Below are 24,133 nucleotides of genomic sequence, written 5' to 3'. Positions count from 1 at the left end.
GGGACCTCAGGTGAGGTGGGGAGCCGTCTCGGTGGGCGGTGCGCGCGCGCGTGTGTCGGTGGGGCTCTGCCCGAGCCAGCGCCCGCGGTGCGTGGTCCTCGCCACGTACCCCGCGAACGGGGCTTCCGGCACGGGTGGCAGCGTGGGGAGCGTGTGCAGCGCGGCGAGATCGCGGTGCGCGAGGCTACCCTGACCATGCTCGAGCGGGCTCTCGTCCGCCTGAGCGCGAAGCCCCACGCCGTCGTCGTCGGCGCGGTCGCTTGCGTCGCGCTGTGCGTAGAGGTCTCGCGGGGGCGCGACTTTGCGTGCGGTGTCCCGCGCGCTCTCGACGTCGCCGTGCGAGCGCCAACCCGCAAAGGAGGGACGCTGATGGCGCGCGGCGAAGTGCACCACGCGCGTGCCCTCACCCATGGGGTCGCCGCCAGCGGCACCCGCGCCATGCGCGTGGGTCACGTGACCGTGCGTGTGAGCGTGCGTCGCGGCGGTGTGAGCGAGCGGGACGCGTTCGCGCTGCGTCAGGAAGCCCGGCGCGGCGTGCCCGTGTCCCGCGTGCTCGAGCGCGCCCGCGTGCGAGTGCTCCCCGAGCAGGTCGTGCAGCGCCGTGTGCAGCAGCGGGCCGGCCTCGAAGCCCAGCACCCAGACCGCGCACGCCAGCGCGGCCCAGCGCTGGCGGCGCTGGGGGCGTAGGAGGCGCGTACGGTTGGCGGTCACGGCGCGGAGCTTACGCCGAACCCTCGTGCATGGTTGAACTTCCGTCCCGAACGTTCGATCGTGGGCCATGGACGCGAAGCGAGAGCGTGCCGCCATCGAGAAGCTGCGCACCCTCTGCATGGGGTTCCCCGAGGCCAACGAGCGCGTGTCGCACGGCGAGCCCACCTGGTTCGCGGGAAAGGGCAAGGTCTTCGCCATGCTCGCCAACCATCACCACGGCAGCCCGCACCTCGCCGTGTGGCTGCCGCAGACACCGGACGCCCAGCTCGGCCTCATCGAGCTGGACCCGGCGCGCTTCTTCAAGCCTCCGTACGTGGGCCCGCGCGGCTGGGTGGGGGTGGTGCTCGACGCCACCACGGACTGGTCGCAGGTGGACGCACTGGTGCGCGACGCCTACGTGCACGTGGCCACGCAGAAGCTCCGCAAGGCGCTCACGGCGCGCGACGGGGCGACTACGCGCTGACCGCAGATGCCGTCGCGGCCGGCTGCAGCGGCTCCACGCGCACCGGCACGTGCTTGTGATAGGGCGTGCGCGTGAACGGCTCGCAGTGGTCGCCCGACGTGAGCTGGTTCAGCGCAGGCCCGTGCGGCCCGCTGTCGCCGTAGCGCAGGCCGTGGCCGTGCGGCAGCGTCACCATCCCGCGCCGCACGCTGTCGTCCGCTTGCACGGTGACCTCGATGCTGCCGCGCGCCGAGGTCACGCGCGCTCGCTCCCCGTTCGTCAGCGCCAGGGACTGCGCATCCTCGGGGTGCATGCGCAGCGCGCCGTCCTTGTCCTGCTTGCGCCACGCCGGGTTCCGGAAGATGGCGTTCGCGTTGTAGGTGCGCCGCTCGCCCGCCATGAGCACCAGCGGGAAGGCCTCGCTGGTGACCTCCGCGTGCTGTAGATCGCGCAGCGCGCCGAGCATCTCGGGCACGTCCAGCTCCGCGCGCTGGTCCTTGTGTCCGAGCAGCTCCCACACCTCGTCGTAGTGGTGCCGGCTCAGCACCACGCCAGAGCGCCCGCCGAGGATGGCCCGGAACAGGTGCGCGCCGACGGTGACGCGATTGCCCGCGTGCCCCGCGCGCTTGACCGCGGTGTAGTGCCGCTGCGCGTAAAGGATGCTGAGCGGCAGCAGGAAGGCCGCCGCCCCGGACCCATCCGGCAGCACGCGCCCGAGCGACCGATACAGGACGGACGCCGCGTAGGGGCGTAGCTTGGGCTTGGCCGCGAGCGTGGCGGCGAGCGCGCCCAGGAACCCGAGGTGCAGCGCCCCCTCCGGCTCACGCTCCGCCACACGCTCGAGCGCCGCGAAGCGTCGCGGCAGCTCGCCCATGTGCTCCAGCAGGCGCGTGTAGATCTCGGGCTCGGGCAACGCGTCCCCCAGGGGCGCGAACAGCGGCGCGCGCAGCTGGAAGAAGTTGGCCGGGAACTCCAGGTTGAACCCCGTGCACTCCCACTTCTCGAACTGCGACGCGGCGGGCAGCACGTAGTGCGCGAGGCGCGCCGTCTCGGTGAAGGCCACGTCCACCACCACCAGCAGCTCCAGCTTCGCGAAGGCGCGCGCGTAGGCCTGGCTGTCCGCCGCCGTGACAGCGGGGTTCGCGCTGTCCACGAACATGGCGCGCACGCGGTCCTCCCCCGGGTGCTCGATCTCGTCCGGCAGGATGTTGGGCGGGTAGATGCCCGAGATGGGGTGCATGCCGTGGTGGACGGTGCGCCAGTACTTTGGGTTGCGCTCGTCCGTGTGCCCGATGACCGGCAGCAGGAACGTGTGCAGGTTGTTGCCGCCGCGCTTGCCGAACTGCCCCGTCACCAAAAACAGCATCTTCTCGAGGTAGCCGTTGAGCGTGGTGTTGGGGCTCTGTTGGATGCCCAAGTCCACGCGCACGCACGCGCGCTCGGCCCGCGCAAAGCCCCGCGCTACGCGCTGCACGTCCTCGAGCGGCACGTCGGCGCGCCGCACGTACTCCTCCACCGGCACGGCCAGCAGCGCGCGCTCGAGCGCGGCCCAGCCCCGCGTGTGCTGCGCGAGGAACGCGCTGTCGTGCAGGCCCTCGCGCACGATCAGGCTGAGCATGGCGGCCATCAGGTAGGCGTCCGTGCCGGGCCGCAGCTGCAGGTGGATGGTGGCGTCCTTGGCCGTCTCCGTGCGGCGCGGGTCGATCACCACCAGCGTGCGCGCCGGGTCCTTCTTGTACTCGCGCAGCGTGTCGCGCGCGTTGGGGATGCCGTGCGCCTGCCAGGGGTTCGCGCCGATCACCAGCGCGAAGTCCGCGTGCTCGATGTCCTCCGTGGTGTGGCACGTCTGCTTGCCGAAGACGCGCCCGTTGACCCAGAAGTCGCCGGTCTTCTCCTGCGCCAGCGAGTTGTACAGGTAGCGGCTGCGCATCGCCTTCTGCAGCTGTCGCCCGTAGGCCCCACCCAGGTGGTTGCCCTGGCCGCCCCCGCCGTAGAACGCGAAGGCGCGCCCGCCGTGACGCTCGCGGATGGCGAGCAACCGCGCGGCGATGTCGCTCAGCGCCTCGTCCCAGCCGACCTTCACGTACGTCCCGTCGGGCGTGCGCCGGAGCGGGTGCGTCAGCCGGTCGTCGTGGTCCTGGTAGTAGGCCAGGCGCGCGCCCTTCTGGCACATGTAGCCGCGCGACACGGGGTGGTCCTCGTCGCCGTGGATGCGCACGAACGTGCGCTCGGCGGTCTCCACCGACAGGCCGCAGTTGCGCGAACAGAGGATGCAGGCGGTCTTGTGGGCGGTCATGTCGAGGGCTCCAGTGGGTGAGGGTGGTCCGGCTGCACTTCGGCCGCTGCGAGGCATGCGCACGCCTCCAAGATGTCGTTCGAAAGCTGAGGGTCCGCCACGGCGCGCGCGAGCAGCAGCCCGCCGACCGACAGCGCGGTGAGTCCGAGCGCCAGCTGCGTCTCACTCAGCCCGGAGCGCGTCTGCGGCGAGCGCTCGGCCAGCAGCCCCGTCACCTGCTTCAAGTACTCCTCGAGGGCGGCCTGCGGCGCGGTGCCGAGGCGCGCCACTTCGAGCGCCAGCGCGGGCAGCGGGCAGCCGTGTGCTGGGTCGTCGCGGTGAGCGGGGCTCAAGTAGCGGCGCGTGACCTTCTCCACGAAGGCGGCACCGTCCGTGCGCTCGAGGCCGCGCAGGAGCGTGCGCTCGAGGCTCCCGAACGACTCGTCCAGCACGGCCGTGAGCAGCTCCTCCTTGGAGGCGAAGTGCGCGTAGAAGCCGCCCACCGTGCGGCCCGCTCGCGCCATGACGTCGGCCACGCTCGTGCTGCCGAACCCGCGCTCGCGGAAGAGCTCGGCCGCCGCCGCCACAATGGCTGCGCGTGTCTCGTCTTTCTGTCCGTCTTTCCAGCGCATGTGAGAATATTATGATCGTAATCCTATCAACGCAAGACGGCGCTGTCGCGCTTCACCGTGCGTCACCCGCTGCGCTCGGCCAGCGTCGCGCGCCGTTGGGCACCACGCTCACACGCGTACGTCGTTGTCGTCGACCGATGGCGGGCGGACCGGCGCGCTCAGCGCAGCGAGGCGGCCATGCCCAGCCACGCGGCCAGCGCGATGGCCAGGACCCCCGCCGAGAGGCGCAGCGCGAAGTCACGCTCCCGCGACACGAAGGCCATGACCATCTTCGTGACGGTGTTCACGGAGAGCGCCACCACCACCGCGAGCGTCGCCGTCGGGGCGTCCAGCTGTCCTTCATGGTGGAGTGTGGCGACGGAGGCGGACGTCGCGTGCGCGTCCACCAAGCCCGCCACGGCGGAGACCACGACCATGCTCGCTTCGCCCGTCCGCTCGCGCAGCGCGGCGCCCACCATGGCAAGCGCAGCGCTCGCGCCTCCGACCGCCAGCGCGGGCAGCCACTGGAACGCGCGCCCAGGGGACTCCTCGTGAGGCACCCGCCCTGCCGCGCGCGCATACACGAGCGTGACCGCCACGGCAGCGACCCCCGCGAACCCGAGCGGAAGCGCCAGGTGCCGGACGAGCAGCGGATCCACCGCCGCCACGATCAGCACGTAGAACACCACCGTGGCGATGCTCGACGCCAGCCCTCCCGCCACGGCCGAATTGCGGGTGCTCGGGTCGGCCTTGGCGCGCAGACCCATGGACGCGATGGTGGCCGAGCTGGAGACGAATCCCGCCGCGAACCCCGCGACCAGGAGCCCGTAGCGCTCCCCCAGGAAGCGCTGCGCGTAGAAGCCCGCCGCGCCGATGCAAAGCACGACGAGCACCACGCGCGTCATGCTCTGGAGGTTGATCGCGCCGTACGGGCCGAGGCCCGTGTCCGGGGCGAGCGGCAGAGCGACGCCCGCCAAGAGCGCGACGGCGACCCACTCGACGCGGGTCGCGCCGTCGAGCGCGGGGCGTGGCTGTTCTCGACCGGTCATGCTGGCGTCCCGCGGATGTAGCAGAGCGCCACTAGGGTGCGAGCAGCCCACACGCGCGCGCCGCTAGGCCCCGTGATCGACTCGACGGACGCCCAGCCCGAACGTGCGAACGCGTGGTGACCTGCGGCTGGCGCGATACACTCGCTCCGATGTCCTCCACCGACGACCAAGCCGCGCAGAAAGAAGCCCGCATCGTCGCGGCCCGCATGCGCCTCCGCGAGCGCTTCGAGGCGCGCCAGGCCGCGACGCCCGCGCAGGCCGACACGGCTCCCATGGGCACCGGGGCGCCCAACCGCCACGGCATGCCGCGGCTCCCTCCCGGGCAGCACGAGGTGACCAACTGGCCCGTGCTGGACCTCGGGACCAAGCCCGTGGTGTCGAAGGACGTGTGGCGGCTCGAGCTGAGCGGCGCGTGCGCGCACCCACAGGAGCTCGACTGGTCCACCTTCATGGCGCTGCCTATCGTCGAGGACACCAGCGACTTCCACTGCGTCACCACCTGGTCGCGCTACGACATGCGCTGGCGTGGCGTGCGCTTCGCCGACCTGGCGGCGCTGGCGGGGGTGCACGACGACGCCGAGCACGTGCTGTGTCACGCCTACGACCACTACACCACCAACGTACCTCTGGTGGAGGCGCTCAAGGGGGACGTGCTCCTGGCGTTCGAGGTGGACGGCCAGCCGCTGCCGCGTGAGCACGGCGGCCCGGTGCGCATGATCACGCCGCAGCTGTACGCGTGGAAGGGCGCCAAGTGGATCCGTAAGATCGAGTTCCGCGTGCACGACCGCCCGGGCTTCTGGGAGGAGCGCGGCTACTCGAACAGCGCCCATCCGTGGCGCGAGGACCGCTACAGCTGATGGCCACCCAGCGCGCGCTGCGCCTGCTCGCTTGTGCCCCGCTGCCGCCCGCGAGTGACGGAACGGAGCGCGTGCGCGCGACCATCGAGCTCGGCTGCGGCTGCGTGGTGACGCGCGACATGGCGGCCGACCGCATCCAGCAGACCGTCTCGGGGGACACGCTGGTGGTCGGCAAGTTCCCGTGTCGTGAGCACGGCACGCCGAGCTGACATGCGGCGTCAGCGCCGTGAACGGGGTCGCGCGCTCGGTCAGGTGACGCGTGGCGCCGGCGGACGGTCGAACGGCGGGCTCAGGGTGCGCGCCGCGTGATGCGGAAGGCGTGGTGCGGGCTGCGCGCGAAGTCGCGCGGCAGGGTGGTCTTCACGATGTCCTGCACGTCGAGCCCCGGCAGCTTCTCGCTGTCGATGCGGAAGCCGCGCGCGTGGGTCACGAAGTACAGCACGCCGTCCGGGGACAGGCGCGCCGCGGCGTCCGCGATCAGCCCCGGGTAGTCGCGCGTGACGTCGAAGTCGCCGCGCATGGACTTGCTGCGCGAGTAGCTCGGGGGGTTCAGCAGGATGCGGTCGAAGCGCCCGCGCCCGCTGCTCAGCCAGCGCAGGCAGTCGGCTCGCTCGAAGAGGTGCGGCCGCGTGGGCAGCCGATTGAGCTCGAAGTTGCGCACGCCCCAGTCGAGGTAGTTGGCGTTCAGGTCCACGCTCACCACCTCGCGCGCGCCGCCCGCTGCGGCGTAGACGCTGGCCGTGCACGTGTAGGCGAACAAGTTGAGCACGTACTGGTCGCGGCACTCCTCCCGCAACGTGTTGCGCAGCGCGCGCAGGTCCATGAACAGACCGCAGTCCAGGTACTGCCCGAAGTTGATCTCGAAGCGCAGCCCCTGCTCCTCCACCACCTCGATGATCTCACGGGCGGGCGCGCGGCGCTCGTACTGGCCAGGGGCGCCGCGGCGCGCTTGGTCCGCGCGGCTGCGCTGACGCACGCGCAGGTGCACGCGCTCGGGGTCGATGTCGAGCTCCTTGGGCACCACCAGCATCGCGTCGCGCAGGCGCCGCTCCGCGTCCGCCTCGGACACGTGGCGTGGCGCGCCGTACTCGTGCACCAGTGCCGCGGGGCCGCGCTCGGTGCGGAACACGTCCACCGCCACGTTGTACTCGGGGATGTCCGCGTCGTACACGCGGTAGCACCCGAGCCTCTGCTTCTCGGCCCACTTGGGGATGGTCCGGAGGTTCTTGCGCAGGCGGTTCTCGAACATGACCGCCTCGGCGCTGGGCTTGCGCCAAGCGGGTGTTCCGTCCGTGGGGCTCGTTCGCGGGGCAGCGTCGGCGGGGGTCGTTGGTGCAGCGTCGATCTCCGCGCTCGCGGGTGCATCGCCGGTCGGTCGCCTCTCACCGCCCACGTTGGTCGGAGTCGGTCGCTCGTCGACGTCGTGGTCACGCCCGGTGCGGCGCGCGTCGGCGGCGCTGTCACGCTGGGCGCTCCGCGCGTCGGCAGGCTCGGGCTGCGGCGTGCGTCGGGCGGTGAGCGGGTAGTGCAGCAGCCGGCACTCGATCGGCCCGTTCCACACCGGGATGCGGCGCGCGGCGCGCAAGCCCACGCGCTTCACCAGCTGCGCGTTGCCCGCCAGCACCCACGCGTCGAACCCGCCGAAGTGCTGCTTGAACGTGTCTCCCAGCTCTTCGTAGACCTGATACAGCGCCACGCCCTCGCCCAGGCGCTCGCCGTAGGGCGGGTTCACCACGATCAGCCCGCGCGCGTCTCCGCTCGGGTCGCCTGCGTCCTGGCCGAGCGACGCGAGGTGTTCGCGCCACTCGCGCGGAGGACGCGCGTCACGCAGCGCGCGCCGCTCGACGCGCACCAGCTGCCCGACGCCCGCGAGCGAAGCACCCTTGCGGGCGAGCGCGACGGCGTCGTCGTCCACGTCGCTGCCCACGATGACGGGCGTGTGGCCGTCTTCGCGGCCCCGACGCGCGCGCGCCTGGGCCTCGGCCTGGACGCGACGAAACGTCTCCGGCTCGTGCCCCCGCCAGCCCGTGAAGCCGAAGCGCGTGCGGTCCAGCGCGGGGGCCATGTCGGTCGCGATGCGCGCCGCCTCGATCAGCCAGGTGCCGCTGCCGCACATGGGGTCCACCAGCACCCGTCGCGCGCGCGACCAACCCGCCATCAGCAGCAGCGCGGCGGCGAGGTTCTCCTTCAACGGCGCCCGCGCGCCACGCGGCCGGTAGTGCCGCCGGTGCAGCGGCTCCCCCGCCAGGTCGATGGACACCGACGCCACGCCATCCCCCAAGTGGACGTGCACGCGCACGTCCGGCGCGTCGGTGTCCACGTCGGGACGCGAGCCCGTCCTCGCCCGCAGCTGGTCGACGATGGCGTCCTTGGTGCGCAGCGCCAGGTAGCGCGTGTGCGCTTTGCGGTCGCCCGACACGACGCAGTCCACGGCGAGCGTCTGCTCGGGGCCCAGGTGGTCCAGCCACGCGATGCGTGACACGCCCTCGTAGAGCGCGTCCGGGTTCGCGTCGGGCGCGGCGAACTCGGCGATGGGCAGCAGCACCTTGCTCGCCACGCGCGACCACACACACGCCGTGTACGCGTCCTCGAGGGTCCCCGTGAAGCGCACCACGCCGGCGCCCGGCGCGACGCCGCGCACGCGCTCTTGGCGCAGCTCCTGCGCCAAGACGTCTTCGGTGCCGCGGGCGCACGTGGCGATGAAGTCCATGGCGCTCCCTAGCAGCAACGGCGCGCTCGGACACGCCCCCCAACCAAAGAGCACGATCTGGGATCGGCGGAAGCCCTCGCTCGTTCGAACGCCCGCACGCGGCGCCATCCGTGGCCTGCCGGGCCGCGCGACGGGCGCCGGAACTCGTGCTTGCGACCGTGGTCCGCGGCACGCACCATCGGCTTCTACGGGCCGCTGACAGCGCGCCGAATCGACTGCAAGAGGGCGACCGTTGCGTGACCCCATCAGGCTCACCATGAACCACGACTCGACGACTACCCCTCGGACAAGTTCGACACGCGGTAGGTCGTGCGTGCGGGCCGAGGACCCTGGGCTAAGCACGCGGAAGGCGGTGTGGCTGAACCGGAGCTTGTGTTTCTTCTGGCTGGCGTGGTTCGGCGCGTCGTCGGCGGTGGCGGACGATGGCGGCGTCGGCGCGCCACAGGCCTTGCCCGACCAAGCGTCCGCGCAAGCGTCTGGCGCGCTGGGTGCCCCCTCGGGTACGAACCCCGCGACGACCGCGCCGGCGACCGCGCTCGCGATGGATCAGGGCGCGAGCTCCGCCGCGGAAGCCAGGGTGGCCGCGCTCACGGCACGCAGGGCGCGCGTGCTCGCGCTCCTCGACGGGACGCTGGACACCCAATTCGCCGCGGCGGACGTGCTGCGCGTGCCCCTCGACGACGTGGATCTGGTGGGCGAGGGCGGGCAGCGCTTCTTCGCGCTCCTCGAGCGCCTGCGGGCCGAGGCCGGGCTCGCCGATGCTGCCCGGAGGCGCGCGGAGCAGGCGCGGGCGCGCGCGGTCGCTCGTGAGCCGGATCCCGTCGTGCGAGCCGCCGATGGGCTGTTGGACGCCCTCGCGCGGTTCCTCCTGCTCCCCGAGTCGGAGCGCGCTGCCGTCGTGGCGCGACACGAGGCGCGGCGTGAGGCGGCGCGGGCACGTGAAGCGGCCGTGCGCCCCAGGGTGGAGGAGCTGCAGCGGCAGGCACAGCAGCTGACGGCCTACATGCGCCTCGAGCTCGACCCCGAGGTAGACCCCGCGCCGCTGCTGACGCTGGACCTCAGCGCGAACGATGAGCTCGGCGGATCGCATGTCCGCGCCGCCCACCTCGCGCGCGATGGCTCGGACGCTGCCGATCACGACGCGAGCGCGCTCACGGACCCGCTCGCGCGGGCGGAGCTGGGGTTCGATCGCGCCCGGCGCGCGTACTTGGAGCTGTCGTCTGCGCGCAAGGCAGAGCTCGCGAGCGTGCATCGCGCTCGGCAGCAAGCTCACCGAGAGGCCGAGCGGGCCCGCGCCGAGGCCGAGGCCGCCGCCGCGCGGCGGAGCGCCGCGGCCACCGAGGTGCATGACGCCGTGGACGCGCGCGAGGCAGCGCTGGAGGAGGCCCGCCGTGCGCGCTCGGCTGCGCTCCGTCGCGTGGCCGAGGCCCGCGCTGGCTTGCTAGGCGTTCGCGAGCGACAGGCCCGGCGTCTGGTCGACCTCGACGAAGAGCTGGCCGCTGACGAGGCGCGCCACGGGCAGGTCACCTCTCTGCTGGACGAGGTCACTTCCCTGGAGCGCCGCTCTCTGCTGGAAGGTGACAAGGCGGCTGATGCGCGCACGCTGCTTGCTCGCGTCCACGCGCGCTGGAGCAGCACGCGGCAGCTCTGGCACGAACAGCAGAGCCGAATGACGGGCGGCGACCTGCGCGTCCCGCTGCCCGGGGAGCTGCCCGACGAGCTCGGCGACGCCGCGGACGAGCTGGTCAGCTTGCGGGCCGAGCTGGTCGAGGAGGGGGAGGGACTGCAGGACCGCGTGCGACGCGCCGAGGCGGAGATGGAGCGCGGGCTGCACGCAGACTCGGTCGCGCTCAATCACGCGCGCCTGCGGCTGCTCGACCTCGTCCACCCCGAGGTGCGCGACACGTTCACGGGCTTCGGCGCGGCGGGGGTCGCGGAGACGCGCAGCGAGGCCGAACAGATCGGGCTTCGGGCGCGTCACACCTCCCTCGCGTGGCCCAGCATCGTCTCGGGCGCACGGGACGCGGTGGAGAGTTCGGCGCTCCACGCGGGGCTCTTGGTGTTCAAGGTCCTGCTCCTCTTCTTGGGCTTCCGGTGGTGGCGCAAGCACGGGGAGGCGGTGCTGCAGGGGCTCGGCGAAGAGGGCATGATGTTCTACCTGCGTCGCGTCCGCGGCCCGGTGGAGTGGCTCCTGCTCTACGCCGCCATCGTCTACGCGACGGGCGCGGGCGAGGTGCCGGGCGTGGCCACACTGACGACCGTGCTGAGCTGGACCATGGGGGGCGCGACCGCCATCCTGCTCCTGGACGCGTTCGCCCAGCGCTACCACCTCGGCCTCGGCCAACGCAGCCGCACCGCGGAGCTGCGTCTCCGGTCGCTGCGCCTCATCGGGCGCGCGGTGGTAGGCGTCGGTCTCGTGCTGGATCTCACCCAACAAGCCGTGGGTCGAGGCGCCATCTACGCATGGGTCATCCGCCTCTGCTGGTTGCTGGCCGTGCCGTTGCTGGCCGTCATCCTGCGCTGGTGGAAGCGCTCCATCTTCCGCTCGCTGCGGCTCGAGGGCGATCCCAACCGCTTGGTACGCTGGGCTCGTGAGCGTGAGAAGAAGCTCTTTGGCTATCCCGCTGCGGCCGTGGGCGGAGCGTACCTGCTGGCGATGTCCATCGCCCGCGTGACCCTCGCGCTCGCCGGTCGCGCGGACCTGACCCAGCGGCTGCGCGCCCAGCTGTTCCGTCGGCGGGCGCTGCGCTCCGACGAAGACCCGACCTCGCCGCGGACGCCCGTCGACCGTGCCGTGTACGCACGCTTCGAGCCGTTTCACGCGCCGACCGAGTCTCTCGAGGGCATCGCGCCAGCCGAGCTCGACGCCCTGCGGGAGCTCCTGCGCGCGAAGCAGACCAGCCTGAGCGTCGTCGTGGGCGAGCGTGGCATGGGCAAGACCACGTTCTTGCGCCGGCTGGCCGACCAGCTGGGCGACACGCGCGTGTACCGCCTCTCCTCGCCCGACACCTTCGCAGAGCTCGTGACCCTGCTCGCGGAGCAGTTCGGCGTGGAAGACAGCCCAGCGGCCGTCGCTCTCCACGTGCGCGCCGCGGGGCCCATCGCGATCTGCATCGACGACCTCCACCGCATGATCATGCCGGCCATCGGCGGACTGGCGGAGCTCGACCAGCTCGTGACCTACGCGCGCGAGATGGGGGGCGACGCCGCGTGGGTGTTCGCCGTGGAGGGGCCGGCCTGGCAGTACGTCGAGCGCGCGCGTGGGGAGCACATCTTCTTCGACCGCGTGATCCAGCTGCCGAAGTGGTCGGTGGGAGACATCGGGCGGCTCATCCGCGCCCGCAGCGCCGAGGCCGGCGTGGAGCCCTGCTTCGACGGCGTGGTCGTGCCGCGGCACCCGGACGGGAGCGTCGACGAGGAGGTCACGCAGAAGGCGGAGGGCTTCTACGGTGTCGTGTGGGACTTCGCGGGGGGCAACCCCGCGGTCGCGCTGCACTGCTTCCGGGAGTCGCTCTTCGAGAACCCGGAGGAGGCCAACGAACCCCTGGTCCGGCTGTTCCGGGAGCCTGCCGCCGAACCCCTCGAGCTGCTGCCGGGGCCCATGCTGTACGTCCTGCGCGCCGTCCTGCAGCTGGAGCTCGCGCGCCCGGACGACATCGTGCAGTGCACGGCGCTCCCTGCGTCCGACGTCGCCGATGCGCTGCGGCTCGGGCTCTCCCGCGGATACATCGAGTCAGTGCCCGAGGAGAACGCCGTGCGCGTGGACTTCCACTGGTTTCGCCCTCTGACCAGCGTGCTGCGCCGCAAGCACCTCTTGGTGGAATGATGACCGATCGACACCGCCATCCTCCACGTCTCCTCGAGCGCCCAACGCGCACGCTCGGTGCGCTCGCCCTCGGCCTGGTCTGCGCACCACCTGCCCGTGCGGTGGCCCAGCAGCTGCCCGGCGCCGCCGACGCCGAGCTGCTCCAGGACATCGCCAAGCTCATCCGCTGGACGGGCGTGCTCTCGTCGCTGTTCGTCGTGTTCGCGGCCTACGTCGCGCTGCGCTTCGTGCGCAACTCGGTCGAGCGCCTGAGCCACCAGTTCACCACGCGCCGCCTCGTCTTCCAGAAGGTCGAGACCTTCTTCCAGTTCATCGTCTACGTGGTCACGTCCGTGCTGGTCATCACGCTCAGCCTGCGCCTCGACCAGCGCATCGTCGCCGTCATCGGCGGCACGGTGGCCGTCGCCGTGGGCCTCTCCATCAAGGACCTGGTGGCCTCGTTCATCGCCGGCATCATGGTGATGATCGACCGCCCCTTCCAGGTGGGCGACCGCGTCGAGTTCGGCGGACAGTACGGGGACATCACCGCCATCGGGCTGCGCTCCGTGCGCATGCAGACGCTGGACGACAACACCGTCACCATCCCCAACAACAAGTTCCTCACCGACGTCACCTCGTCCGGCAACTACGGCGCGCTCGACATGCAGGTCGGCATGAGCTTCTACATCGGGCTCGACCAGGACGTGGAGAAGGCGCGGCAGATCATCACGGAGGCCGCCGTCAGCAGCCGCCACATCTACCTGCCCAAGCCCGTCGTGGTGCTGGTGCAGCAGGTCCTGCACGACAACTACGTCGCCATCCACCTGCGGCTCAAGGCCTACGTCAACGACACGCGCTACGAGAAGGCCTTCGAGACGGACATCAACCTGCGTGTCCTGCACGCCTTCCGCGACGCGCAGATCCTGCCGCCGGCCATCTTGCACCGGTCGGTCTGAAGGCCGGAACGCCAAAACCCCACCGCGCCGGAGCAGGGTGGGGTCCTTGGGTGTCCCGAGCGAAAGGCCAGCCTGGCGCGCCCCGTGACGAGACACACCGGCCGGCCAGGCTGTCACAGGCGCTTCGAGTAGTACTCGATGACCAGGTTGACCTCGACGGGGAAGGGCACGGAGTCGGCCTTGGGCAGCTCCTTGATGGACGCCGTCTTCTTGTCGTCTTGGTACTCGAGCCACTCGGGGCGCGTGAGGCGCAGGTCGCCGAGGGCGGCCGCCACAGTGACCAGCTCCTGGCTGCGTGGGCGGAGCGAGATGACCTCGCCGGGCTTCACGCGGTAGCTGGGGATGTCCACGCGCTTGCCGTTGATCTGGAAGTGCCCGTGGTTGATGAGCTGACGCGCGGCCGGAATGGTCGGCGCGAAGCCCGCGCGGAACACCGCGTTGTCCAGGCGACGCTCGAGCAGCTCGAGCAGCTTGTCACCGCTCGGATCACGGCTGGACACGGCCTCCTTGTAGAGGCGGCGGAACTGACGCTCCGTGAGCCCGTAGTTCAAGCGCAGCTTCTGCTTCTCGAGGAGCTGCTTCTTGTAGTCGCTCATCTTGCGACGACGGACGTTCTTCGCGCCGTGCACGCCGGGCGGGAAGGGGCGGTCCCACATGCTCTTGCGGGTGAGACCGGGAAGGTCGAGGTTCAGGGCGCGCATCTTCTTCACGCGCGGTCCGGTGTAGCGGGACATTCTTCCTCCAAAGCCCGCCAAGACGGGCGGGGGAGCGGCTTATTACTGAGCGACCGGCTTGGGATCAAGGCGAAACGCGCAGAAACACGTGCCATCACCCAGCTCGGGGGGCGGAAATGTGACCTCTAACCGCGCCGATGGCCAGGAAATTCACGATCGGGCCCGAGAAAGAGATCGCCGCTCGGCGCTTTCCCGTAGCGGTTTCGCCGGGTTAGCGACCGCCTAGCCCCTCGGTTCCAGCCCGGTGAGCGTCGCGCTTCCTTTGATGGTCCCTTTCGGGTGAAGGTACGCCCATGCACTCACGGACAGGCATCGTGCTCTCCGGTGGCGGCGCCCGCGGCGCCTACGAAGTGGGCGTCGTGGCGGGCATCATGGACGTGCTCCAGCCGCGTCGCCTCTCCCGTGCCCCCTTCGAGATCTTCACGGGGACGTCCGTGGGGGCCATCAACAGCGCTTGGCTTGCGTCCCACGCGCACCGTCCCGACATGGACATCTCCGGGCTGGTGGGCGAGTGGGAGGGGCTGAGGCTCAGCAAGCACCTGCGCTTCGACCCCATGGGGTTGCTCGCGGGGCGGCGGCTGCGCCCGCTCCTGAGCAAGCTGCGTCGGGACGACGTGGGCCGCGTCGGCCGCTCGTTTCTGGACCCGCGTGCGCTCGAAGAGCTGGTGGGGCGCGCCATCCCGTTCAAACAGCTGCACCGCAACGTGGACAGCGGCATCGTCCGCTCGCTGGTGGTGGCGTCCCTGGGTGTGGAGGACGGCGTCACCACCATGTTCTCGGAGATCGCGCCCGGGGCCGAGTTCGCGCGCTCCAAGGATCCCCGCCGCCGGGTGCTGCCATCCCGCATCGACGCGCGGCACGTGTTGGCCAGCTCGGCCATCCCGCTCATCTACCCGGCGCGCGAGATCGACGGGCGCTACTTCTGCGACGGGGGCCTGCGCTTCAACACGCCGATCGCGCCAGCGCTGCGCTGCGGTGCCGAGCGCCTGGTGGTCATCTCCCTGCGCAGTGAGGCCCGGCCGGACGCCGAGGCCCGCCAGCAGGCGCTGCAGGCCTACCCCAACCCGGTCTTCCTCATCGGCAAGATCCTGAACGCCCTGCTGCTGGACCCGGTCAACTACGACTTGCAGGTGATGGACCGCTTCAACCGCATGATCGCCACCCTCGAGGACGTGCTCGGCGAGACCGAGATGACGCGGGTGCAGAAGGTCATCAAGGAGTCGCGGGGGGCGCCCTACAAGAAGGTCAACCGCCTGGTGTTCTACCCCTCGGAGGACATCGGTCGGCTGGCCGCGGCGCGCGCGCACGAGCTGCGCACCACGCATCTCTCGCCACACATCTTCTCGGGCGACCTGAAGCTGGAGCCGGGCTTCCAGGCCGACCTGCTGTCGTTCGTGCTCTTCGACGGCGAGTTCGCCAGCCGCTTGGTGGCGCTGGGGCGTCGTGACGCGCACGCCCGCGCGGCGGCGATCCATCGCTTCTTCGACGCGTGAACCCGCGGCCTGCTGAGAGTTGGGGAGGATTGCTGGATAGCGGAGCGTGTCAGCGAACCGGGGCGGGCTCACGTCTCGGTAAAACACGCCGGCGGGCAACGTCCTCCGCCAACCACTGGCCATTCCACCGCCATTGTTCGATGCGGTCAGCGTGCGGGCAGCACATGGCGTCGTCCTCGCTGAACTCCGCTCGTGCGACAACCACGCCGCCTCTACTGGCGCTCACCAGACTGACCTGCCCATTGCTGTTGTCATCCACCTGCGAAGCAATGGTCTGGACGAGACGGGGCACGGTGTCGCCGGGCAGCATGCTGTACACCACAACACTTGAGTACCAACCCGACGCCGAGCCCTCGATGCCTTGAGCGTCGGTCCAAACGGCCTCTTCGTACCCGTCGCCGTTGAGGTCGACGTACGTCACCGAGGGGCGCGAATCGTCCAACGGAACGTCTTGGAGAGAGCGCCAGTTCGTCGAGCGGATCCGTTGAGTCGCCGGAGCGGTGGCTCCAGGCGCGGCGCGAGGCCACGGTGTCGGCGGGAGGACTGGACCGGCGAAAGCAACGCGCCAGGTCCCCGACCACACGTTTGCAATCACGCTGGCACCATTGCCCCTGACTAGGAGCGACAGCGCTGGATCGCCATCATCATCTCTCGGGTCGTGCACGGTGAGCACTCCATCTTGCTCGGCGCGACACGTGTTGAGGCCCGAAGTCCCGTCCCCATAGGTGACGTTCCCGCCACACTCGATCCGCACCCGGCAGTTGTAGGACCGATGGGGTACGGTGACGATGCTGAGCACACAGAAGGCTCCCGCTGGAGCGGCCGCAGAATCAGAGGTAGTCACGACGAGGTGTTCTCGCAGCGGCAGTGAGAACCGCTGCGCGGACGCCGAAAGCGACTGGCTTGCCAGGGCGAACCCGACGACGACCAAGCCTTGCCATGCTGCCCTCTCCCAGCGATGAGTGCGTTGCTTCACAGGCGAAATCGTCCTTCCGGCATCGGCCCCAATTCGACTCTGGTCGACCTGACGGGAAGCATACCAACAAGGTCGCACGGTCGAACCGAAAAGGACCCAGTGGCCGGATCTGAGAGGCCTTTGCCGAGCGCCTCTGCTTGGCTGAGCATCCGCCGCAGTGACCCCAGAGTGCTTCGGTCGAAGCAGTGCTCTATGCGTAGCAATGCTGCGACCGAAGCACCGTACCTCGGTGAGTTCTCGTCTCGGGCGCCAGGTCTGCACTCGTTCGCGCTCTACTGCGACGACCCCCGCAGTTCACGTCGTTGAGACATTCGACCCAGGTGTTGTCAGCGGGGGAGCGCTGAGGCGCCCCCTGACGCTCAGGGGAAGCGGCGCGGAGCCATCGTCGTGATGAACGCTGCCAGCGCCGGCCACGGCATGTTGGGCGGCAGGTTGATGATGGGCAGGTCCTGCCCGAAGTCGCGGCGGCGGCGCAGCTCGCGGATGCAGTGCAGCGGGTTGCCGCTGACGGTCAGCGCGTCCACCAGCTCGGGCGTGACCGCGTCCTTGGCCTGGGAGCGGGTGGCCGGGTCCTTGTACAGGCGGTCGATGCGCTCGCACTCGTCGGCGTAGCCCATGCCGGTGAGCATCTCCTTGTAGTACTCGCCCATGCCGCCGATGTAGAAGGAGATGATGTCGCGCGCCTTCTCGGAGGCCATGCGCCCCGTGAGCGGGATGGCCGTGGTGAAGGGGGCCGTGACGATCTCGCTCGGGTTGCGGCCTGCGGCCAGCGCGCCCTGCGCGATCCACTCGTGCCCGCGGGAGAGCTCCGTGTAGGGCCAGAAGATGGGCATCCAGCCGTCGGCCAGCTCGCCGATGCTGCGGATGGCCTGCTCCTTGAGCGCGGCCACGTAGATGGGCACGCGGCGGCGCGTGGGCTTGTTGTCCAGCGTGAACTTGCGGTACTCGCCGAGCTTCGCGCCGGCCTGGTCCAGCGGCGTGCCGTCCAGCAGGGCGCGGGTGACGCGGATGACGTCGCGCGTCTGCGTCAGCGGCTTCTTGAACTCGCGCGCGTGGAAGCCCTCGATGACGCGCTTGCCGCTGGTGCCGATGCCGAGGATGACGCGCCCCTCCGAGATCTCGTCCAGCGTGGCGACGCTCATGCCGATCAACGCGGGCGAGCGGCTGAAGACGTTGATGATGCCGGTCCCCAGCTTGATGCGCTTGGTGTGGATGGCGATCTCCGTCAGGAGCTGGAAGCTCTCGTAGCCCCACACCTCCGGGAGCCAGAAGGAGTCGTAGCCGAGGCGGTCGGCGAGGATGGCGGCCTTCAGGTAGAGCTTGCGGTCGTAGCCCTTCCAGAAGGCGATGAGGCCTGTGCGTTGCTGCATGGGGGGTGGGTATAGGCCCGATCCCCGGACCTTCCAAGCTGGACATGCGCCAGGACTGAGGGACACTGCGGCCCATGGCGCGCCGCATGCACTCCACCGACCCCGAGGCGCCGGACCCGTACGAGGGCGTCCCCTCGCGCAGCAAGAAGCGCAACAAGCAGCACGAGGTCACCGCCGAGCTGGCCGAGCTGGGCCTCGCGCTGGCCGCCCTGAGCCCGGCCGTGCGGGCCAAGCTGGAGCTGCCGGAGGGGCTCGAGCAGGCCATCCTCGAGCTGTCCAACACCAGCCGGGGCGCCAAGGTGCGGCAGCGGCGCTTCGTCGCGCGACAGCTCCGCTCCTACGACGCCAAGGCGCTCATGCACGCGGTCGGGCTGCTGGACCCGTCGAGCCCCATCTCGCTCGCGCGCGCGCGGCTGATCGAGCGCTGGCGCGACCGGGTGACGGACGATGCCCAGGGCGACGCGGCCTGCGAAGAGTTCCTGACCGCGTACCCCACGACGGAGCGGCAGACGCTGCGACAGATGGTGCGCGCGGCCGGCAAGGAGGGCGCAGGGGACACCGAGACCTCACGCGCCGAGAAGGGCAAGAGCGCCACCGCCAAGCGCCGCGCGTTGTACCAATACCTGCGCGAGCGCATCGCCGAGGCCGACCCTCGCCCGGCTGCGCCCCGCCCGAAGGGCGAGCTGGACGCGGATGGGGACGACGACTGGGACGACGAGCACGAGGGCGACGAGGACTGAGGATGATGGGGGGCACCAGGCTGAAGCCAGGTGCCCCCAAGCATCGCCCGCCTCACTGGCCAGCGGGATGCTGACTCGACCCTAGCCGTTCCCAACACCCGCTCAGACGGACCCTGCCGACCGCGACTGAGCCTGCTCCGACGGTGCCCGCACCATCCGACGCGCGGCGCTGTCCTCCCAGGGCTCCTCGGTCTCGTCGCTCGCCTGTTCGGGCTCGCTCATCCGCGCGAGCGTGGTCTCCAGCTCCTGCGCCAGCCAGAGGGCCTGCTCGCGGTCGAGCGCGCCCGTCGGGTAGATGACGGCCATGCGCAGCTGGTCGCGGAAGCCCATGCTCGTCACGAACAGCCCGGTGTTGGGCGCGTAGCCCGCGATGTCCACCAGGCCCACGTCGTGCCGCAACAGATGGTCGACGCTGCCGACGGTGGAGTAGTGCGCGCTCATGGGCGTCAGGCGGTTGCGGGCCTTCAGGCGCCGCGCGGCGAGTGAGTACAGGCGCAGCCCGATGAGGGTGCCCAGCTCGTCCAGCAGGAGGCCCCACCCGCGCTCGTGGTCCTTGAAGCGGCGCGTGCCTTCCTTCAGCTGGGCCGCGATGTCGGCGATGAGCGGCGCGCGCTCGGCGAAGCGCGTGCAGCGCACCATGAAGGTGGCCACCAGGTTGCCGAAGGCGTCGGGCTGCGGCGGGTCGAAGTAGGGGCGCAGGTCCACCGAGAGGCGCAGCGCCACTTCGCGCGACCCGTCGCTCGCGGCCTGCGAGCGGCGCGCCAGCACGGCGGTGAGGGCGGCCAGCGTCAGCGCGGTGAGGCTGGTGCCGTGCGCGCGCGCCGTCTTGACCAGCTGGGCCACCGGGATGGACAGGGTGTGCCGCACCACGCGCGGGGCGGTGAACGCGGGCAGCGGCGCGAGCGGGTCGACCAACGTCACCCCGCGCGCCTCACGTCGGGCTGCGCGACGACGCCGGAAGTCCAGCCACGCCGCGCGCACGCGTCGGACGAAGCCCTTGGGCCAGAGCGCCCTGCGCATCTCGTGCAGCGTGAGCGGCACGGGCGTGATGGGCTGGCCGGCCAGCGCGCCCAGCAGCGCGTCGATCATCTGGATCATCCCGCGCCCGTCGCACACGAGGTGGTGCACGATGAAGAACAGCGTGGGGCGCGTCGGGTGGTTGGCGAAGCGCACGCGCACGGGCAGGCTGCGGCCCAGCGAGAAGCTCTCCGACAGCAGCGCATCACGGTAGGCCGCGAGGCGCTCGTCGTCGCCTGCCACGCCCTCGACCACGCGGAAGGCCTCGTCGAAGAGGGGCACCAGCATGGGGTCGTCGTCACCCAGCAGGCCGAGGCGCGTGCTGAAGGCACCCACGGCGAGCCGCATGCGGGTGCGCGGATAGGCGGACACCAGCTCGCGGAACGCGCGCCGCACCCGCTGAGCGTCGAGGGGGCGCTCGAAGCTCATCTCGTAGACCTGCGTGACCGACCCCGCCAGCCCTTCGAGGGCCGCGTAGGCGCGCTCCGAGCGGTTGAGGGGGATCAGGTGAGACACATCTCATGCCCTGCGTGAACGCGGAGGTGCGCTTCGTTGACGGGGATGGCCGCGCCGGGGGCGGTCATGGCGTAGAGCAGGGTCGGGGTCTTCTGCGTGAAGTAGGCCGGGTCCACTACGTCGAGCAGCGTCTCGCGGTCGTAGTCGGTCAGCGCCACCATGTGGTAGGCGCCGACGCGCGGGTCACCGTACAGGCCCTCGAGCAAGGCCGCGAACACGGCGCGACGGTCGCTGGGGCTGAGCGTGTGGTCGATCTCCTGCGTGGTCAGATACAGGATGCGCAGCTCGTCGCCCGGCTTCGGGACGGCCTTGCCCAGGCCGCGCGCCACGCCCGCCGCCATGCGCACGGAGGTGGGGAAGTCGTCCACCACGATGCGCCGACCCGGCGAGAGGTCCCACGGGGCGAAGCACCCGAGCAGCTTCCCGCGGTCGTCCTCGGCCAGGTAGAAGCTCTCGATGCTGAAGTCGTCCCAGCTCTGGAGGCGCCGCGACAGCTCGTCGTACTCGCCCTCGTACACGTAGCCCAGGGCGCGCTTGCGGCTCTGCGTGTCGAGGAAGCTGCGCAGCGCCTCGATATCGCGTGTGTTGGCCTTGCGCACGTGCACCGCGCTGCCACGTCGCAGCTGCCGCAGCTTGCTGCGGCCGAAGGGGCGGTGCGCCAGCAGGTTGACCATCTGGTACGAGGCCACGTTCGTGATGTCGAACGGCGTGTCCTGCGCGGTGAACGCGGCGCGCGCGCGCTCGTTCGCCATCACGAAGGAGCCCAGCCAGTGCTTGCAGCCGTGCCAGCCCTCGACCTCGTGTCCGTGCTCGCAGACGGCGGCCATGAAGGCCTTCCAGTCGAAGCGCGAGCGCCGGTCACGCCCACGGATGAAGCGCAGGTCCGACCAGTGGCCGACCCACTCCACGTCGTCGCCCACGTAGCCGGGACGCATCACGAGCGTGGCCATGCCCTCCGCCACGCCCTCGGAGTTCTCGATCAGCAGCACGAAGTGCTCGGGGCCTTCGTAGCGCAGGAAGCGGAAGTAGTCCGGGTCCTTCACGAACTGGATGTTGAACACCCCGCCCTGCATGCTGAGCCGCCTGTACAGCTCGAGGATCGTGGCGTTGTCCTTCTCGGTCGCGACCCGAACATCGGGGAACTGAGCGACGAATGCGTTTACGTCCATGACTGATCTCCTCGTGCGACGGGACGCGCGACGTGGCGCAGGTGCGCGGCGGCGGCTCCCTCGATGCAGGCCGAGAGGGGCTCGACCTTGATGTTTCCCTGGACCATCCCGCGCAGGACCCCGAGCTCTTCGTAGAGCGCGCGGGCGTTCGGGGTGGTGACGACGCGGGCCTCGGCCAGCTGCCCCAGGTCGCGCGCCAGCTCGTAGTGGAAGAACTCGCGCAGGCCGCGCTCGAGCGCCTCGGCGCGCAGGCTGTCCTGGTTGGGGTTACTCTCACCCTCGCACAGCGCGACGTAGCAGGGGCGCTCGCGGGACTCGTCGAGGCCGTTGGGCAAGGGGATGAGCGACACGGGCTGACAGTCGCCGGGGCTCTCCAGCATGCCCAGCACCCGCTGCGCGGCGTCCGGGCTGAGCTTCTCGCCCACCATGTCGGTGTCGTCCATGCGCCCCACGAACACCAGGCTGGGCGTGTTCCCCAGCCGCTGGCCCACGCGGAGGCGGTCGCGCAGCGCGTAGCGCAGGAGCCCCGCGCCGGTGGTGAGCAGCGGGCGCACCTCCTGCCCCTCGCGCAGCTCCCAGGCGAAGTGCGTGCGCTCGGTGTCGAGGTCCACGAACTCGTAGAAGTGGCTGCGCGACGCCAGCATGTGCACGCCGCGGTAGGGGATGGTGACCACGCCCTCGGTGGCCCACAGGCCTTTGCCCTGGAAGCGCGCGTGCGGGATGAGCTGCTGCAGGCGCTCGGCCCAGCGCGCGGAGGACGAGGTGTCCCAGGCGCTCACCAGCGAGAGGCGCGGCCACAAGGCCTTCATCAGCGCGGGGTCGGCCGGCCCGCTCGAGCGGCGCAGGATGTGCGCGGCCCGCAGGGCCTTGGGGGCGGCGCCGGGCATGCCCGGACGCTGCCAGCGCCCGCGCTCGAGCGTCGTGGCGAGCTCGTCACGGTGCAGTGAGAGGCCTTCGAACAGGTTGAGCGCGAAGGTGGGGCTCCACACGGAGACCAGCGACAGGTCGTCGGCGGCAAGCAGCCACGCGAGCGTCGCGAAGAGCGAGTCCTCCGACGATTGCGCGTACGCGACCCAGCGCGGCACGGGGGCCATCAGCGCAGCGGCGGCGCGCTTCTCCCAGGACAGCAGCTGCGTGTCGTCGTTGATGTTGTCCGGCGTGTCGGCGCGCAGGTCGGTGGGGATCCACGAGAGGGACCAGTAGTGCTGCCCGGTGCGCACACCCGGCACGCTCTGGTACAGGTCGGCGACCCACGGCGTAACCGCCGCGTCGAGGTCGCTCAGGAACCCGGGCGTGTAGGGGACCCACTTCACGCGCGAGCTGGAGCCGCTGGTGGGCTGGTAGCGCGCGCACGGCTCGTGGGTGAGCACGCGGGTTTGGCCCGCGCGCTGCCGACGCACCATGTCCGCCACATCGGACCAAGCGTGCTCGGGCACGCGGTCACGGAACTCCTCGGCACGCAGGCCTGGACGCAGCCCGAGGGCGCCCGCCTGCTCCGAGCCGGCGTAGCGCAGGAGCTGGGCCGCGAGCACCGCGCGCTGCGTGCCCTCCACGTCGCCCAGGGCGGCCTCGAAGCGGCGCGCCCCGAAGGTGCAGACAGCCCGCGCCGCTTGGTGCGCGAGCGGACGCAGGCGCTGCTTCATGCCCGCTCCTCGGCGCTGGTCGAGAGCGGCGTGTTGCTGCTCTCGGTCAGCTGACGGGCGAGGTCGGCCAGCGAGGGCATGCGGTCGCCCGCGATCTCGGTGGTGAGGGGGCCGGGCGGCGGCGCCGAGCTGCGGAAGCGCGCCGACTCCTTCGCGAGGTACGGCCACAGCAGGTTGAGCGAGACCTCGCCCACGCAGGGGAGCTCCACGCCGCGCTGCCACTCGGGGTTGCACTGCTCGAAGTAGGCAATGGCCGGGTTCAGGGCGCGCAGCTCGTCGGTGATGGGCGCGACCACCTCCTTGAGGCACTGCGAGCCGTCGCCGAAGTCCAGCACGCGGGTGGTCGCGTTGTAGGCGCGCGGGAACAGCGCCCGGCAGTACTGGTCCACGATGGACGCGAGGCGCGGGTCGTTGGGTGAGTCGTGCCGCGGGTAGAACGTGACGAAGTTGTTCGCCAGCAGCAGGTAGGTCTTGTAGCCCTTGGAGATGAGCAGCCAGTAGATGGGCGTGCGGGGCATGCGGGCCTTGACCGACAGCATGTAGCGCACGAACCCGTCCTTGAGGGCCCGGTCGCCCCAGTAGTCGGGGTGCAGGATGGTGTCGCCGCTGAAGACGCCGATGGCCTTGCGGCCCTGGTCGTCCAGCTCGACCTGCTTGATCGTGCTGAAGCCGCGCAGCGTCGCTGCCTCGGTCTTCTCGCGCACCATGATCACGCCCGACTTCTCCGAGAGGTCCTCGATGAACTTCTTCAGGTCGGCGTTCTCGTAGAAGCGCGAGAAGAGGGCGTGCATCTGCTGCAGCTCGCTCGGGGAGATGGAGTCGACGCGCCGGAAGCGCGCGCTGAGGGGGGGGAGTTCGTGGGTCACGGGCACCTGGTTCCTTCCAATCTCTGCACCGTGTACACCAGCAACTTTCGAATTGCGATTGCTTTATTTGCGAGAAAATTGACCGAACAAAATGTCAAAAGCATAACTTACTAGTTGGTAAGTTTTTGTACACGGGCGTCTCCCAGCGTGTCTCGGAGTGCCACAAGGCCCACGATTACGCGCTTGCTTCGGC

19 protein-coding genes are annotated in these 24,133 nt (G+C 70.7%); 7 read left to right on the top strand and 12 right to left on the bottom strand.

All coding sequences use genetic code 11. The annotated features are described in order from the left end of the window. Positions 1 to 6 precede the first annotated feature (6 nt). Positions 7 to 711, bottom strand: coding sequence for a hypothetical protein (locus H6726_00690; protein MCB9656136.1), 705 nt, complete (start codon positions 709 to 711; stop codon positions 7 to 9). Between the two features lie 67 nt (positions 712 to 778). Here H6726_00690 and H6726_00685 point away from each other — a divergent pair, with 67 nt between their 5' ends. Next, positions 779 to 1,174, top strand: a complete 396-nt coding sequence (locus H6726_00685) for an MmcQ/YjbR family DNA-binding protein (GenBank protein ID MCB9656135.1) — start codon at positions 779 to 781, stop codon at positions 1,172 to 1,174. On the opposite strand, the gene H6726_00680 is transcribed toward H6726_00685, so the two are convergent. From H6726_00680 to H6726_00670, 3 genes are all read right to left on the bottom strand, one after another. After that, positions 1,164 to 3,449 carry a molybdopterin-dependent oxidoreductase gene (locus tag H6726_00680; protein ID MCB9656134.1) on the bottom strand — a complete coding sequence of 762 codons (2,286 nt, stop codon included), beginning with the start codon at positions 3,447 to 3,449 and terminating at the stop codon, positions 1,164 to 1,166. The genes H6726_00685 and H6726_00680 overlap by 11 nt on opposite strands. Beyond that, entirely contained in the window at positions 3,446 to 4,060 is a 615-nt protein-coding gene (locus H6726_00675; protein ID MCB9656133.1) for a TetR/AcrR family transcriptional regulator, read from the bottom strand. The genes H6726_00680 and H6726_00675 overlap by 4 nt, the downstream gene beginning before the upstream one ends. A gap of 158 nt (positions 4,061 to 4,218) precedes the next feature. Further along, positions 4,219 to 5,088 (bottom strand): DUF4010 domain-containing protein, encoded by an 870-nt coding sequence (locus H6726_00670; protein MCB9656132.1) that lies wholly within the window; start codon positions 5,086 to 5,088, stop codon positions 4,219 to 4,221. 149 nt (positions 5,089 to 5,237) lie between these two features. Here H6726_00670 and H6726_00665 point away from each other — a divergent pair, with 149 nt between their 5' ends. After that, positions 5,238 to 5,945: a sulfite oxidase-like oxidoreductase gene (locus H6726_00665; protein ID MCB9656131.1), complete on the top strand. Its 708-nt coding sequence runs from the start codon at positions 5,238 to 5,240 to the stop codon at positions 5,943 to 5,945. Next, the gene (locus H6726_00660) at positions 5,945 to 6,154 is read left to right on the top strand and encodes a hypothetical protein (GenBank protein MCB9656130.1); all 210 of its coding nucleotides are present in this window, start codon (positions 5,945 to 5,947) and stop codon (positions 6,152 to 6,154) included. Before H6726_00665 ends, H6726_00660 begins: the two co-directional genes overlap by 1 nt. Before the next feature lie 80 nt (positions 6,155 to 6,234). Here the strand turns inward: H6726_00660 and rlmKL are convergent, their stop codons facing one another. Continuing rightward, positions 6,235 to 8,655 carry a bifunctional 23S rRNA (guanine(2069)-N(7))-methyltransferase RlmK/23S rRNA (guanine(2445)-N(2))-methyltransferase RlmL gene (rlmKL, locus tag H6726_00655; protein MCB9656129.1) on the bottom strand — a complete coding sequence of 807 codons (2,421 nt, stop codon included), beginning with the start codon at positions 8,653 to 8,655 and terminating at the stop codon, positions 6,235 to 6,237. Between the two features lie 370 nt (positions 8,656 to 9,025). Here rlmKL and H6726_00650 point away from each other — a divergent pair, with 370 nt between their 5' ends. Then, on the top strand, positions 9,026 to 12,481 hold the full coding sequence (locus tag H6726_00650; GenBank protein MCB9656128.1) for an ATP-binding protein: 3,456 nt from the start codon (positions 9,026 to 9,028) through the stop codon (positions 12,479 to 12,481). Then, on the top strand, positions 12,481 to 13,416 hold the full coding sequence (locus H6726_00645) for a mechanosensitive ion channel (GenBank protein ID MCB9656127.1): 936 nt from the start codon (positions 12,481 to 12,483) through the stop codon (positions 13,414 to 13,416). The genes H6726_00650 and H6726_00645 overlap by 1 nt, the downstream gene beginning before the upstream one ends. Positions 13,417 to 13,529: 113 nt before the next feature. Here the strand turns inward: H6726_00645 and rpsD are convergent, their stop codons facing one another. Continuing rightward, complete coding sequence (gene rpsD / locus H6726_00640; protein ID MCB9656126.1) at positions 13,530 to 14,150, bottom strand: 30S ribosomal protein S4; 621 nt, start codon at positions 14,148 to 14,150, stop codon at positions 13,530 to 13,532. A gap of 293 nt (positions 14,151 to 14,443) precedes the next feature. On the opposite strand from rpsD, the gene H6726_00635 reads away from it, so the two are divergent. Beyond that, positions 14,444 to 15,643 carry a patatin-like phospholipase family protein gene (locus tag H6726_00635; GenBank protein ID MCB9656125.1) on the top strand — a complete coding sequence of 400 codons (1,200 nt, stop codon included), beginning with the start codon at positions 14,444 to 14,446 and terminating at the stop codon, positions 15,641 to 15,643. A 49-nt stretch (positions 15,644 to 15,692) separates the two neighbouring features. Here H6726_00635 and H6726_00630 read toward each other — a convergent pair whose 3' ends face one another. Together H6726_00630 and H6726_00625 are read right to left on the bottom strand one after the other, a co-directional pair. Then, entirely contained in the window at positions 15,693 to 16,064 is a 372-nt protein-coding gene (locus H6726_00630) for a hypothetical protein (GenBank protein ID MCB9656124.1), read from the bottom strand. Between the two features lie 914 nt (positions 16,065 to 16,978). Then, a complete protein-coding gene (locus H6726_00625; GenBank protein MCB9656123.1) occupies positions 16,979 to 17,989 on the bottom strand; it encodes an LLM class flavin-dependent oxidoreductase in 1,011 nt (336 codons plus the stop codon). A gap of 74 nt (positions 17,990 to 18,063) precedes the next feature. On the opposite strand from H6726_00625, the gene H6726_00620 reads away from it, so the two are divergent. Beyond that, a complete protein-coding gene (locus H6726_00620; GenBank protein MCB9656122.1) occupies positions 18,064 to 18,729 on the top strand; it encodes a DUF615 domain-containing protein in 666 nt (221 codons plus the stop codon). A 102-nt stretch (positions 18,730 to 18,831) separates the two neighbouring features. Here H6726_00620 and H6726_00615 read toward each other — a convergent pair whose 3' ends face one another. Genes H6726_00615 through H6726_00600 form a run of 4 tightly spaced genes read right to left on the bottom strand, consistent with a single transcriptional unit; the run spans position 18,832 to position 23,940 of the window. Then, positions 18,832 to 20,262, bottom strand: a complete 1,431-nt coding sequence (locus H6726_00615) for a hypothetical protein (protein MCB9656121.1) — start codon at positions 20,260 to 20,262, stop codon at positions 18,832 to 18,834. Further along, entirely contained in the window at positions 20,250 to 21,431 is a 1,182-nt protein-coding gene (locus H6726_00610) for a hypothetical protein (protein ID MCB9656120.1), read from the bottom strand. The genes H6726_00615 and H6726_00610 overlap by 13 nt, the downstream gene beginning before the upstream one ends. Next, positions 21,422 to 23,074 carry a GH3 auxin-responsive promoter family protein gene (locus H6726_00605; protein MCB9656119.1) on the bottom strand — a complete coding sequence of 551 codons (1,653 nt, stop codon included), beginning with the start codon at positions 23,072 to 23,074 and terminating at the stop codon, positions 21,422 to 21,424. Before H6726_00605 ends, H6726_00610 begins: the two co-directional genes overlap by 10 nt. After that, the gene (locus H6726_00600; GenBank protein MCB9656118.1) at positions 23,071 to 23,940 is read right to left on the bottom strand and encodes a hypothetical protein; all 870 of its coding nucleotides are present in this window, start codon (positions 23,938 to 23,940) and stop codon (positions 23,071 to 23,073) included. Before H6726_00600 ends, H6726_00605 begins: the two co-directional genes overlap by 4 nt. Between the last annotated feature and the right edge of the window lie 193 nt (positions 23,941 to 24,133).

Source organism: Sandaracinaceae bacterium (assembly GCA_020633055.1).
GTDB lineage: Bacteria > Myxococcota_A > Polyangia > Polyangiales > Houyiibacteriaceae > JADJJE01.
This window is presented reverse-complemented; position numbering and strand designations above follow the sequence as displayed.